The organism is Microbacterium sp. Root166, assembly GCF_001427145.1.
In the GTDB taxonomy this organism is placed as follows: domain Bacteria; phylum Actinomycetota; class Actinomycetes; order Actinomycetales; family Microbacteriaceae; genus Microbacterium.
On the sequence record NZ_LMGL01000001.1, the window covers coordinates 1,190,284 to 1,204,010 of the forward strand.

The following is a 13,727-nucleotide window of genomic DNA, read 5'->3' on the forward strand; positions in this document are numbered from 1 at the left end:
GAATCGACTGATCCGTTCGATTCAAGGGGGAACCATGCACAAACGTGCTCTCGCGCTCACCGCCGCTCTGGCTCTGGCGTTCTCTGCGCTCTCGACCGCACCTGCCGCCGCCGACGGGCATCTGGGGGACACCTACGTCGCGATCGGCGACTCCGAGGCCGCCGGCACCGGGAACAAGCCCTACGTCGATGAGAGCTGTCTGCGTTCGGCCAAGTCGTACCCGATGCTGCTCGCCGCCATGACCGGGGGTGTCGAGTCCAACGCGTGCGCGGGCGCGACGACCCTCGACGTGCTGACCACGCAGCTCGGCGACATCGGTCCGGCGACGCAGCTCGTCACCATCACGGCCGGCGTCAACAACATCGGGTGGCAGGACGTGCTCCTCGCGTGCAGCAGTGCCGGATCGGACGTCGCGTGCGCGACGGAGCTGGCCGCCGCGAATCAGGATGCCCTGACCATCTCGCCCGGAATCGCTCAGCTGATCGTCGCGGTGCGGACCATGGCACCGCAGGCGCTGATTGTCGTCACGGGGTATCCGCTGCTGTTCAAGGACAACCTCATGAGCGACTGCAACGTGGGAGCCTTCCAGGGCGGCCCGGTGAAGTTCTCCGCAATGCAGACGACGGCCGTCAACGCCGGTCTCGCGGGCGTGAACACGGCGATCGAGATGACCGTCGAGGGCTACACGCTGCAGACCGGGGACCCCGGGGTCGTGTACGTCGATGTCGACGCCGCCTTCGACGGCCACGCACTCTGCGACACCGGCGACCGGTGGATCAGCGGCCTGTCGTCCGGCAAGGGCACGGCCGACCGCGGATTCCACCCGAACGCTGCGGGCCAGCAGGCCTACGCGGCGGCCATCGCCGCGGCCATCGCGCCGCTGATGGGCGGCTGAGCCCGGCATCCTCGAAGGTCTGCCAGGCGGCCTCGCATCGCCGGCCTGGCAGACTCGGGGAATGCCCACCTCGCTTCTGGACGCCGTCCCGCACGGCGCCGACCCCGACGCCGCGTACCTCGGCTTCGTGGAGTGGGCGGCGGAGCGCGGCCTGACGCTGTACCCCGCACAGGACGAAGCGCTCATCGAGATCGTGTCCGGGTCGAACGTGGTGCTGTCCACCCCGACCGGCACGGGCAAGTCGCTGGTGGCGATCGCGGCCCATGCCGCCGCGCTGTCCCGCGGCGGACGCACCTATTACACAGCGCCGATCAAGGCGCTCGTGAGCGAGAAGTTCTTCGCGCTCGTCGACATCTTCGGCGCGGCCAACGTGGGCATGGTGACGGGCGACTCGTCGGTGAATCCGGACGCGCCGATCATCTGCTGCACCGCCGAGATCCTCGCGAACCTGGCGTTGCGCCAGGGTGCCGACGCAAACGTCGACCAGGTCGTGATGGACGAGTTCCACTACTACGGCGACACCGATCGTGGCTGGGCCTGGCAGGTCCCTCTCCTGCTGTTCCCGCGTGCGCAGTTCATCCTGATGTCGGCGACGCTCGGCGACGTCACCCCGATCGCCGACGACCTCTCGCGCCGCACCGGACGCCCCACCGCTCGCATCACCGGTGTCGACCGGCCCGTTCCCCTTCACTTCTCGTACGCCCGCACCCCGGTGCACGAGACGGTCGAGGAGCTCATGCAGACCGGCCAGTCGCCGGTGTACATCGTGCACTTCTCTCAGGCCGCGGCCATGGAGCGAGCGCAGGCGCTGTCGTCGATCCGGGTGGTCTCGCGCGAGCAGCGCGATCAGATCGCCGAGGCGATCGGCGGCTTCCGCTTCACCACGGCCTTCGGCAAGACCCTCTCGCGGTATGTGCGCGCCGGCATCGGCGTGCACCACGCCGGCATGCTGCCGCGGTACCGGCGCCTCGTCGAGACGCTGGCGCAGCGGGGCCTGCTCCGCGTCATCTGCGGCACGGACACCCTCGGCGTCGGCATCAACGTCCCGATCCGGACGGTCATGATCACCGCCCTCGCCAAGTACGACGGACAGCGGATGCGGCACCTCAGCGCACGCGAGTTCCACCAGGTCGCCGGCCGCGCGGGCCGGGCGGGCTACGACACCGCCGGCACGGTCGTCGTGATGGCGCCCGACCACGAGATCGAGAACTCGGCGGCCGTCGCGAAGGCGGGTGACGACCCGAAGAAGCTCAAGAAGGTCGTGCGCAAGAAGGCGCCGCAGGGCTTCGTGAACTGGAGCGAGGCCACCTACGAACGACTGGTGGATGCCGAGCCCGAGCCCCTCGTGCCGCAGCTGCAGCTGACCGCGGCGATGCTCATCAACGTCATCGCGCGGGGCGGCGACGTATTCGCCAATGTGCGCTCGCTCGTGTTCGACAACCACGAGCCACGCGCGCGGAAGTACGAGCTCGCTCGCCGCGCCCTGGCGATCTTCCGGACCCTGGTCGCGGCCGAGGTGGTCGAGGTGGCGCCGGATGGCGGCATCCGTCTCACCGTCGATCTGCAGCCCAACTTCGCACTCAACCAGCCGCTGTCTCCGTTCGCGCTCGCCGCGATCGGGCTGTTCGACCCCGACGTCGAGCTTCACCACGGTGCCGCGGCCGCAGGAGCCCCGGGCACCGCGGGAACCGGTCACTACGCCCTCGATGTCGTGAGCGTCATCGAGGCGACCCTCGACGACCCGCGCCCGGTGCTGTCGCAGCAGCAGTTCCTCGCGCGGGGCGAGGCCGTCGCCGCCATGAAGCGCGACGGCATCGAGTACGACGAGCGCATGGAGCTGCTCGAGGCCGTCACCTACCCGAAGCCCCTCGAGGAGCTCCTCGCGCAGTCGTACGAGGTGTTCGCCACGAGCCAGCCGTGGATCCGCGACTTCGAGCTGTCGCCCAAATCCGTCGTGCGCGACATGTTCGAGCGCGCGCTGTCTTTCGCCGAGCTCATAAACCACTACCAGCTCGCTCGCAGCGAGGGCCTGGTGCTGCGCTACCTGAGCGACGCATACCGCGCGATCCGCCAGACCGTGCCCACCGAGGCGCAGACCCCCGACCTGCTCGACCTCATCGCGTGGCTCGGGGAGCTCGTGCGGCAGGTGGACTCGAGCCTCGTCGACGAGTGGGAGGCGCTCATCAACCCGACGGACGACCCGTCGGCGCCGGTCGTCCCGCCCGCGCCGCCGTCGGTGCTGACGAACCGCCGGGCGTTCCTGGTGCTGGTGCGCAACGAGCTGTTCCGTCGCGTGAAGCTCGCGGCCCTGCAGCGCGACGACGAGCTGCTCGCGCTGGATCCCGAGGTCGATTGGCCGGCCGCGCTCGACGCGTACTTCGACGAGCACGATGAGATCCGCACCGGCGGACCGGCCAGGTCGCCGCGCCTGGTGTCGATCGACGAGACGGATGCCGCGACCTCGGGCCTCTGGATCGTCGAGCAGACGATCGACGATCCAGAGGGCAACCACGACTGGCGCATCCGCGCCGAGGTCGACCTCGCCGCCTCCGAGGAGGAGGGCACCGCGGTGGTGCGCGTGACCGGAGTCGTTCGCCTGTAGACGGCGGCGTCGGTGCCCGCGGTTACCCTGGGAGGGATGAGCATTCCGCAGGGCGACCCGTACGCCGACCTCGTGTGGGACCCCGACGAGCTCGTTCCGCCGCCCGACTTCGAAGATCCGGCGTACGACGAGCCGTCGTCCGGCTTCGCACGCCCCGCGCAGGTCGCCGTCCCGTCGGTGTTCGCCTCCGCGCCTCGTCGCGATTTCGTCGGCGCCGACGCCCGCACGGTGCTGCACGAGGTCTACGGCTACGACACCTTCCGCGGCGAGCAGGCGGCGATCGTCGAGCAGGTGATCGCCGGCGGCGACGCCGTGGTCCTCATGCCGACCGGCGGGGGCAAGAGCGTCTGCTACCAGGTCCCCGCGCTCGTCCGGCCCGGCACCGGGCTGGTCGTCAGCCCGCTGATCGCGCTCATGCACGATCAGGTCGACGCGCTGCTGGCCAACGGCGTGCGTGCCGCGTACCTCAACTCCACCCAGTCGCCGACCGAGCGCGCGGGCGTCGAGCAGGCGTACCTCGCCGGCGATCTCGACCTTCTCTACGTCGCTCCCGAGCGACTGAACAACGAGTCCACGCTGCGCTTCCTCGCGCGCGGGCGGCTCAGCGTCATCGCGATCGACGAAGCGCACTGCGTGTCGCAGTGGGGCCACGACTTCCGGCCCGACTACCTCGCACTCGGCGACCTGGCCGAGCGGTTCCCCGGCGTGCCGCGCCTCGCCCTCACCGCGACGGCGACGCCCGCGACCCATCGGGAGCTGACCGAACGGCTGCGACTGCCGAACGCCCGGCACTTCGTGTCGAGCTTCGACCGGCCGAACATCCAGTACCGCATCGACGCGAAGACCGATCCGCGCCGGCAGCTCGCCGCGTTCATCCGCTCGCAGCCCGAAGGCTCGGCAGGGATCGTCTACGCCCTCAGCCGCAAGTCCGTCGAGCAGACCGCCGAGTTCCTGCGCACCCAGGGCTTCGATGCCCTGCCGTACCACGCGGGCCTCGACTCTTCGATCCGCGCAGCCAACCAGTCGCGCTTCCTCCGCGACGACGGCGTCGTCATGGTCGCGACGATCGCGTTCGGCATGGGGATCGACAAGCCCGACGTCCGGTTCGTCGCGCACATCGACCTGCCGAAGTCCGTCGAGGGGTACTACCAGGAGACCGGTCGCGCCGGCCGCGACGGCGACCCCTCGGTCGTGTGGATGGCGTACGGCCTCGGCGACGTCGTGCAGCAGCGCCGCATGATCGACCAGAGTCCCGGCGATCGCGCGTTCAAGACCCGCCTGGGTCAGCATCTCGACGCGATGCTCGCGCTGTGCGAGACGATCGGATGCCGCCGCCAGAACCTGCTCGCCTACTTCGGCCAGGAATCCACCCCGTGCGGCAACTGCGACACGTGCATCGAGGCGCCCGAGACGTGGGACGGACTCATCCCGGCCCAGAAGCTGCTCTCGACGATCGTGCGACTGCAGCGCGAGCGCAACCAGTCGTTCGGGGCGGGCCACCTGGTAGACATCCTGCGCGGTTCCTCCACCGAGAGGATTCGTCAGCAGGGCCACGACGGGCTCTCGACGTACGGCCTCGGCGCCGACCTCAGCGAGCAGGATTGGCGCAGCGTCATCCGCCAGCTGCTGGCGCGTGGCATCCTCGTCGCTCGTGGGGAGTACGGCACCCTGGCTCTCGGCGAACCGGGCGCCGGGGTGCTGCGCGGCGAGACGCCGGTTCCGCTGCGCCGCGACGTGATGGGCCGCGTCCCCGCGACCCGCGTGCGCAAGACGTCGGCGTCCGACACCCTCGCCGAGTCCGACCGCGGCCTGTTCGACGCTCTGCGCGAGTGGCGTGCGAGCGTGGCGAAAGAGCTCGGCGTGCCCGCGTACATCGTCTTCGGCGACGCGACGCTGCGCGCGCTCGCCGAGGTCCGCCCCGCGAGCCTGGCCGCCCTGGACGGGGTCACCGGCATCGGCGCCAAGAAGCGCGAGGCCTACGGCGAGGCCGTCCTCGAAGTCATCGCCGCAGCCTGAGCCCAGCGGCGAGCCTGCGGCTTCGAGTTGCCACAGGTCGTCCCTCTGGCCGCCGCGGAGTGACATCGACCGGCAACTCGGCGGTCACAGCGGCGGGAACGACCGCACCCGTTCGACCCGCAGCACGTGGGGGAGGGCCGCTGTGTCGCGGCTGCCGTCAGCCCGGGGGAACTCGTACACGTCGAGCATGAACTGCACCGGGTAGTCGATGGACTGGACCACGGTCTTGACCCAGCGTCCGTCGATGAAGAAGCGCACGCGGTGCGGCGTCCACTCGACGGCGTAGTCGTGCATGGTCGTCAGGTCGCCGTCGACGCGGACCTTCTCGAAGTCCTCGCGCAGCCGCGGATCGTTCTGCGGCTTCACGCCGACCCCGACCCAGCCTCCGTCGTCGTCCAGGTCGCTGCCGAAGATCTCGGCGATGCACAGCTCGCCGCAGTCGTCGGGCGCGGACTCGAAGCCGATGGGCCAGAACGCGACCATCACGTCGGGGTGCCGGATAGCCGCCATCCTCACCTCGATCACGCCGTGCCGCACCAGCCAGCCGCGGTGCTCCGGCTGCTCTTCGCGCACCACCAGGTCGTCGCGGAACCGGTGCTGCCCGATGGCGGTGCCGACCGGCCCGGAGAACTGCCCGGTCTGCACGTGGGACACCCGCAGCTCGCCGTCGAGGTCCGGGGCCCAGGGTGCGGTGTCGCTGTCGATGCGCAGGCCGAGGCCGCCGTCGCCGACGCGGAGACGTGCGGCCGCGGCATCCCGCGAAGCCCAGTGCGGTGTGTAGAACGGCCACCACCGGCCGATGTCGAGGGCGGTGCCGGAGAAGCGCTCGTCGACGTCCGGTACCCGGCCGGAGAGGTCGAGCGGCGACAGGTCCAGTACCCAGATGTTGAAGGTCAGCTCGCCGCCGCGCCAGGGCTCGGTCGCCGAGCGCTGCAGCTCGAACCCCGCCCCTCGGCACAGCCCGTTCGAGCCGGGGTTGTCCACGCCAGGACACGCCACGAGCAGCGCGCGCCGGCCGTCGTCGGCGACGAGTCGGATCAGCTGGCGCAGTGCCTCGCGGGCGACGCCCTTGCCCTGCCACTGCGGTTCGACGTGCCACCCGGCCTCGAAGGCAGGCACCCCGTCGTGCTCGGTCAGCCAATACCCGATCCCGCCGGCGGGCGACCCGTCGACGTCGATGCGCATCATGCACGCCTCACCGCTGGCGTTGAGGCGGAGGTAGCGGGCCTGGCGCTCGCGCAGCTGCTCGGCGGTCTCGGGTCCGCCGAGGTGCGCGGTCATGCCGGGCGTGTTCGCCTGTTCGAGCATCCCGAAGTCGTCCGCGCTCCAGCGCGAGAGGGTGATGGGCATCGCACCGCCGTTCGTCGGGTCCCATTGTGGGCGGTGCCTCCGACGTCGGCGGAACCGCTCCGCGTCAGGGGCGGATCACCCAGATGTTCACGGTCGTCGGCTCGCCGCCGTCGTCGGACGGGAACACGCCCGTGCCCTCCAGGGCGAAGCCCACCCGACGGCAGAGCGCGTGGGATGCCGCGTTCTCCACGTTCGCGTAGCCCACGATGAGCCGGCCGCCCGCCGCCGCGCGCCGCACGACCTCGGCCAGCGCGATCGACGCGACGCCGCGGCCATGCCACTCCGGCTCGATGACGCAGCCGACCTCGTAGGCGGGAGCGCCCTCGTGCTCCTCCTCCCACCACCCCGCGTAGCCGGCGGGTGACCCGTCGACCTCGACGCGGAACATCCGCACGGTGTCCCCGGAGCCCAGGTACTCCGCATGCCGCTCGGCGAGGGCGTCCTCGTGCTCGGGGCCGCCGAGGTACCGGGTGAGCTCGGGGGTGTTGGCGCGGCGGAGCACCTCGAGGTCGTCCTGACCCCACGGCTCGAGCGCGATGCGCATCCCTTGTCCGTCCATTCCCCTCATCTTCCGGCCTTCGGGACGGGGTGTGGGATAAGCACAACGCACGGTCGAGCGACCACGGCGCCGAGTTGTGGGACTGCTCCAACCCGTTTGGTCCGGTGTTGTGGGAGTCCTACCGTGAAACTCGATTCGCTCCGTCTCCGACACGAGAGGTGACGCCATGGCCGACGCCGCCGTCCGCTCCCACAAGCCCTCGACTTCCAAGCGCACGCCCGCCGGTGGTGCACCGACCGCTCCGCACACGCCGGAAGAGGCATCCGAAGCCCGCATCGACGTCGAGGCGGTGACCGATCTGCTCCTCGGGACGTGGGGTGAGACCCGCCGCGAGGCCCGCGAGATGATCAAAGACCCGGCCTTCTGGCGGATCGACGGCCAGTCGATGGCCGACCACCGCGAGCGCACGCTCACGCAGCTGCACCTGCTCGTCGAGCACGGCGGCTCGCGCCGCGCACTGCCGGAGGAGTACGGCGGCCTGAACGACAACGGCGCCAACCTGGCCGGGTTCCAGGAGCTCGTGCTCGCCGACCCGAGCCTGCAGATCAAGTCGGGCGTGCAGTGGGGCCTCTTCGGCTCGGCGATCTATCAGCTCGGCACGAAGGAGCACCACGACAAGTGGCTCCGAGCAGTGGCCGACATGAGCCTGCCGGGCGCCTTCGCGATGACCGAGACCGGACACGGATCGGATGTCGCGGCCATCGGCACCACGGCCACGTACGACGCCGCGACCGAGGAGTTCGTGATCCACACGCCGTTCCGCGGCGCCTGGAAGGACTACCTCGGCAACGCCGCGTTGCACGGCAAGGCGGCGACCGTGTTCGCGCAGCTCATCACCGGGGGCGTGAACTACGGCGTGCACTGCTTCTTCGTGCCGCTGCGCGATGAGGAGGGGAACTTCCTCCCCGGCATCGGCGGCGAGGACGACGGCGTCAAGGGCGGCCTCAACGGCATTGACAACGGGCGACTGCACTTCGACAAGGTCCGCGTACCGCGCACGAACCTGCTCAACCGCTACGGCGACGTCGCCCCCGACGGGTCGTACTCGAGCGAGATCCCGAGCCCGGGCCGCCGGTTCTTCACGATGCTCGGCGCTCTCGTGCAGGGCCGCGTGTCGCTGGACGGCGCCGCCACCACGGGCACCGCCCTCTCGCTCTACATCGCACTGACGTACGCCAACCAGCGCCGTCAGTTCGACTCGGGCACCGGCAGCGCCGAGGTCGTGCTGCTGGATTACGGCAAGCACCAGCGGCGCCTGCTTCCGCTGCTCGCGCAGAACTACGCGCAGTTCTTCGCCCACGACGAGCTGCTGCAGAAGTTCGACGGAGTGTTCTCGGGTCGCGCCGACACCGCCGAGGAGCGCGAAGACCTCGAGACCCTCGCCGCCGCGCTCAAGCCGCTGTCGACGTGGAACGCGCTGGACACCATCCAGGAGGCGCGCGAGGCCTGCGGCGGAGCCGGGTTCCTGGCCGAGAACCGTCTCGTGGGCCTGCACCACGACCTCGACGTCTACGTCACGTTCGAGGGCGACAACAACGTGCTGCTCCAGCTGGTCGGCAAGCGGCTGCTGTCCGATTTCGCCCAGCAGTTCAAGGGGAAGGATGCCGCGGCCCTCGCCCGCTTCGCCGCCAAGCAGACGGCCGGCAAGCTGTTCCACGGCGCGGGGCTCCGCCAGCTCGGCCAGTCCGTCGCCGACCTCGGCTCGACCGCTCGATCGGTGGAGCTGGGCCTGCGCGAGGACCAGCAGCACGACCTGCTCGCCGGCCGGGTCGAGCAGATGGTGTCCGATGTCGCCGCTGCCCTCCGCCCCGCCTCCAAGCTCTCGCCGGAAGCGGCGGCGGCGCTGTTCAACAGCCACCAGGCCGAGCTGATCGAGGCTGCGCGCGCCCACGGTGAGCTGCTCCAGTGGGAGGCGTTCACCGACGGCATCCGGGGCATCGCCGACGAGGGTACGAAGCACGTCATGACGTGGCTGCGCGACCTCTTCGGTCTGCACCTCATCGAGAAGCACCTGGCCTGGTACCTCATCAACGGACGGCTGTCGGCGCAGCGCGCGTCATCCGTCTCGCGGTACATCGACCGGCTCACCGCCCGCCTGCGCCCTCACGCGCAGGACCTCGTCGATGCCTACGGCTTCGCGCCCGAGCACGTTCGCGCTCCCATCGCCTCGGGCGCGGAGCAGGCGCGGCAGGACGAGGCCCGCGAGTATTACGCCGCACTGGCTGCCTCGGGGGAGGCGCCCGTCTCGGAGAAGTCGCTCAAGAAGAGGTAGCGCCCCCGAACATTAACTGGGGATTTGTGTCCGGATAGCAATGTGGGCTAGCTTCACTCCGGGGACAACCGACGCGGAGCTCGATCGTGCCGCCACTCACTGTGGTGTGCGGCACACCGCGCGCAACACTGGGGATGATCGGCCGCTGGGGATTCCGGCCGACCGTGGTCAATCGGGCTTCGCGTCGTCCGTCCCCGGACGGCGGTCCGCGGCGAGCGTACGCTGGGAGCCGTGGAGGCTGCCGCCGAACGCATTCGCGCCGAGCGCGTCGAGGTCCAGCGCAGCCGCGATCAGATCCTGGCCGCGGCTGAGCGGTACTTCGCCCGGGACGATCCGGAGCTGTCCATGAGCGAGCTCGCCCGGCTGGCCGGTGTCGGCAATGCCACTCTGTACCGCCGCTTCGCGTCGGTCGACGATGTCGTCCGCGCCCTGTACGAGCGGCACACCGCGCAGCAGCAGACCGTCATCGACGACATGTTGACGCGGACGACCGGCTGGGATGGCGTCGTCGCTCTCGTCACCGGGATCGCCCGCCTCACCCTGTCGCGTCCGGCCGTCCCGCGGATCATCCGGCGGATGGCCGAGCTCGAGCCTTCGCTGCGCCACGGCGCGGATTGGGACGTTCTGGTCGCCGATGTGATCAGGCGCGCGCAGGACGAGGGGATGCTGCGCACCGACGCCGAGGCGAACGACATCAGCCTCGCCGCGTTCGGTCTGGGCGATTACGGCTATCTCCCCGACGCTGCCCGCGAGCGGATCGTGTCGCGTCAGATCGTCGTGTTCCTCGACGGGCTGCGCGCCGGAGCGGACCGCACTCCGCTTCCGGGCGCCGCGGTCGGGACGGACGAGATCCAGTCGTACCTGCGCGAGCCTCGCACCTGATCTCGCACGTCGGACGTCGCAACCGCCGCCTAGGCTGACCGGGTGATCTCGGACACCCGGCTCGGCCCCGACGGCATCGCGCGCTGCGCGTGGGTCGGCGACGACCCGGAGTATCGCCGCTACCACGACGAGGAATGGGGGATGCCGCTGCACGGCGACCGCGCCCTCTTCGAGAAGCTGAGCCTCGAGGGCTTCCAGGCCGGGCTGTCGTGGATCACGATCCTGCGCAAGCGACCCCGCTTCCGCGAGGTCTTCGCCGGCTTCGACCCCGAGACGGTGGCGGGGTTCGGCGAGGCCGACGTCGAGCGCCTCATGCTCGATGCCGGGATCATCCGCAACCGCGCGAAGATCCTCGCGACGATCTCGAACGCACGGCTCGTGCTCGACCTGGAGCCGGGCGAGCTCGACGCGTTCCTGTGGTCGTTCGCCCCGGCATCCCACCGCCGTCCCGAGTCGTTCGCCGACGTGCCCGCCGTGACGGCCGAGTCGGAGGCGATGAGCAAGGCGCTGCGCAAGCGCGGGTTCCGCTTCGTCGGCGCGACCACGATGTACGCGCTGATGCAGTCCGCGGGCATGGTCGACGACCACGTCGCGGGCTGCTGGCGCGCCACCTGAGGGGTCGAGCAGGATCGAGGAAGCGCGGTGTCCGCGATGACGGGCACAATGTAGGGTCGCGTTCGATCGAGAGGACCCCATGGCCGAGGCATCCGTTCCCCACATCGCCGATTCCCACGAGAAGATCCGCGTCGTCGGGGCCCGCGAGAACAACCTCAAGAACATCGACGTCGAGATCCCCAAGCGACGGCTGACGGTCTTCACCGGCGTGAGCGGCTCGGGCAAGTCCTCGCTCGTCTTCGGCACGATCGCCAACGAGTCGCAGCGGCTCATCAACGAGACCTACCCGACGTTCGTGCAGCAGTTCATGGGCCAGCTCAACCGCCCCGAGGTCGATGCGCTCGAGAACGTCAGCCCGGCGATCATCGTCGATCAGGAGCGCATGGGCGCGAACTCGCGCTCGACGGTCGGCACCGCGACCGACGCCCAGGCGATGCTGCGCATCCTCTTCAGCCGCATCGGCCAGCCGCACGTCGGGTCGCCGCAGGCGTTCTCGTTCAACATCCCGTCGGTGTCGGGCGCCGGCGCGGTGACCATGGAGAAGGGCGGCAAGCCCGTCAAGGAGCGCCGCTCGTTCGAGATCACCGGCGGCATGTGCCCGCGCTGCGAAGGCCTCGGCGAAGCCAGCGACATCGATCTGGCCGAGCTGTTCGACGACTCGAAGTCGCTGTCCGAGGGCGCCCTCACCATTCCCGGCTACAACGTCGACGGCTGGATGGTGCGCGGCTTCACCGAGTCGGGCTTCTTCGACCCCGACAAGCCGATCCGCGACTACACCGCGCAGGAGCGCGAGGACTTCCTCTACAAGGAGCCTACGAAGGTCAAGATCCAGAACATCAACATGACCTACGAGGGGCTCATCCCGAAGCTCACGAAGTCGGTTCTGCAGAAGGACCGCGATGCGCTGCAGCCCCACATCCGCGCCTTCGTCGACCGGGCGATCAAGTTCACCGCGTGCCCGGACTGCGGGGGTTCGCGACTGAACGAGGGGGCGCGCTCGTCGAAGATCAAGGGCGTCAACATCGCGGATGCCGCCGCCATGCAGATCTCGGATCTGGCGGCGTGGCTCGACACGATCGACGACCCCTCGGTCGCCCCGCTCATGGCGGGCCTGCGCCAGACGATCGCGTCGTTCGTCGACATCGGCCTGGGATACCTGTCACTCGACCGCTCCTCCGGCACGCTGTCGGGTGGCGAGGCGCAGCGCACCAAGATGATCCGCCACCTGGGCTCGGCGCTCACCGACATCACCTATGTGTTCGACGAGCCGACGGCCGGCCTGCACCCGCACGACATCCAGCGCATGAACAACCTGCTGCGACTGCTGCGCGACAAGGGCAACACCGTGCTGGTCGTCGAGCACAAGCCCGAAGTCATCGAGATCGCCGACCACATCGTCGACCTCGGTCCGGGCGCAGGGCGCCACGGCGGCGAGATCCAGTACACCGGAGACGTCGACGGCCTCCGCACCTCCGGCACCATCACCGGGCGCCACCTCGGCGACCGCGCGCAGCTGAAGCCGTCGACCCGCTCGGCGAAGGGCGCCCTCGAGATCCGCGGGGCGACCCAGCACAACCTCAAGAACGTCGACGTCGACGTCCCGCTCGGCATCCTGACGGTCGTCACCGGGGTCGCCGGCTCCGGCAAGTCCTCCCTGATCCACGGCAACGTCCCGCAGTTCGACGAGGTCGTCGTGGTCGACCAGGCGCCGATCAAGGGGTCGCGGCGCAGCAGCCCGGCGACCTACACCGGCATCCTCGACACGGTGCGCGCAGCATTCGCGAAGGCGAACGGCGTCAAGCCCGGTCTGTTCAGCGCGAACTCCGAGGGCGCGTGCGTGGCGTGCAAAGGCCTGGGCGTCATCATCACGACGCTCGGCTTCACGCAGACCGTCGAGACGCTGTGCGAGACGTGCGACGGCAGCGGCTTCAGCGACGAGGTGCTGGAGTACACCCTCGACGGCAAGAACATCGCCGAGGTGCTCGCGATGTCGGCGGCCGAGGCGGCGGACTTCTTCACCAAGGGACCGGCCCACACCACCCTCACCCGGATGATCGACGTCGGCCTCGGCTACATCACGCTCGGCCAGGCGCTGAACACGCTGTCCGGCGGTGAGCGCCAGCGCCTCAAGCTGGCGATCTCGATGGCGAAGAAGGGGGCGACCTACGTTCTCGACGAGCCCACCACGGGTCTTCACCTCGCCGACGTCGACAACATGCTCGGGATGCTGGACCGCCTCGTCGAGGCCGGGAACAGCGTCATCGTGATCGAGCACCACCAGGCTGTCATGGCACATGCCGACTGGATCATCGATCTCGGCCCGGGAGCCGGTCACGACGGCGGCACGATCGTGTTCGAGGGGACGCCCGTCGAGCTGGTCGCGAGCGGGAAGGGCCTGACCGCCCAGCACCTCCGGGAGTATGTCGGCGCCTGAGCGGCGTCATGGGTGATTGTCCCCATGGGGCGCAACCGGGCCGCGGAATAGCCTGGACGGATCGGGCCCCTGGCCAGGGGAAGTCCGCCGTTCCCGGGTTAG

At 69.9% G+C, this 13,727-nt stretch carries 9 protein-coding genes; 7 read left to right on the plus strand and 2 right to left on the minus strand.

Annotated features, from left to right (window positions below; all coding sequences use genetic code 11):
- Positions 1-34 precede the first annotated feature (34 nt).
- The 3 genes from ASD56_RS05420 (at position 35) to recQ (ending at position 5,513) form a co-directional block, all read left to right on the plus strand.
- Complete coding sequence (locus ASD56_RS05420; RefSeq protein WP_055962153.1) at positions 35-895, plus strand: SGNH/GDSL hydrolase family protein; 861 nt, start codon at positions 35-37, stop codon at positions 893-895.
- Between the two features lie 61 nt (positions 896-956).
- The gene (locus ASD56_RS05425) at positions 957-3,497 is read left to right on the plus strand and encodes a DEAD/DEAH box helicase (protein ID WP_055962155.1); all 2,541 of its coding nucleotides are present in this window, start codon (positions 957-959) and stop codon (positions 3,495-3,497) included.
- 36 nt (positions 3,498-3,533) lie between these two features.
- Positions 3,534-5,513 (plus strand): DNA helicase RecQ, encoded by a 1,980-nt coding sequence (recQ, locus tag ASD56_RS05430; RefSeq protein ID WP_055962159.1) that lies wholly within the window; start codon positions 3,534-3,536, stop codon positions 5,511-5,513.
- An 84-nt stretch (positions 5,514-5,597) separates the two neighbouring features.
- Here recQ and ASD56_RS15975 read toward each other — a convergent pair whose 3' ends face one another.
- Both ASD56_RS15975 and ASD56_RS16265 read right to left on the minus strand, forming a co-directional pair.
- Positions 5,598-6,863 (minus strand): GNAT family N-acetyltransferase, encoded by a 1,266-nt coding sequence (locus ASD56_RS15975; protein WP_082541266.1) that lies wholly within the window; start codon positions 6,861-6,863, stop codon positions 5,598-5,600.
- Positions 6,864-6,927: 64 nt separating this feature from the next.
- Positions 6,928-7,422: a GNAT family N-acetyltransferase gene (locus tag ASD56_RS16265; protein ID WP_162249505.1), complete on the minus strand. Its 495-nt coding sequence runs from the start codon at positions 7,420-7,422 to the stop codon at positions 6,928-6,930.
- 166 nt (positions 7,423-7,588) lie between these two features.
- Between ASD56_RS16265 and ASD56_RS05445 the strand changes: the two genes are divergently transcribed.
- From ASD56_RS05445 to ASD56_RS05460, 4 genes are all read left to right on the plus strand, one after another.
- On the plus strand, positions 7,589-9,694 hold the full coding sequence (locus tag ASD56_RS05445; RefSeq protein ID WP_055962165.1) for an acyl-CoA dehydrogenase family protein: 2,106 nt from the start codon (positions 7,589-7,591) through the stop codon (positions 9,692-9,694).
- Between the two features lie 231 nt (positions 9,695-9,925).
- Positions 9,926-10,576, plus strand: coding sequence for a TetR/AcrR family transcriptional regulator (locus ASD56_RS05450; protein ID WP_055962168.1), 651 nt, complete (start codon positions 9,926-9,928; stop codon positions 10,574-10,576).
- A gap of 45 nt (positions 10,577-10,621) precedes the next feature.
- Entirely contained in the window at positions 10,622-11,191 is a 570-nt protein-coding gene (locus ASD56_RS05455; RefSeq protein WP_055963724.1) for a DNA-3-methyladenine glycosylase I, read from the plus strand.
- Between the two features lie 79 nt (positions 11,192-11,270).
- A complete protein-coding gene (locus ASD56_RS05460) occupies positions 11,271-13,625 on the plus strand; it encodes an ATP-binding cassette domain-containing protein (RefSeq protein WP_055962171.1) in 2,355 nt (784 codons plus the stop codon).
- The last annotated feature ends 102 nt before the right edge of the window (positions 13,626-13,727 follow it).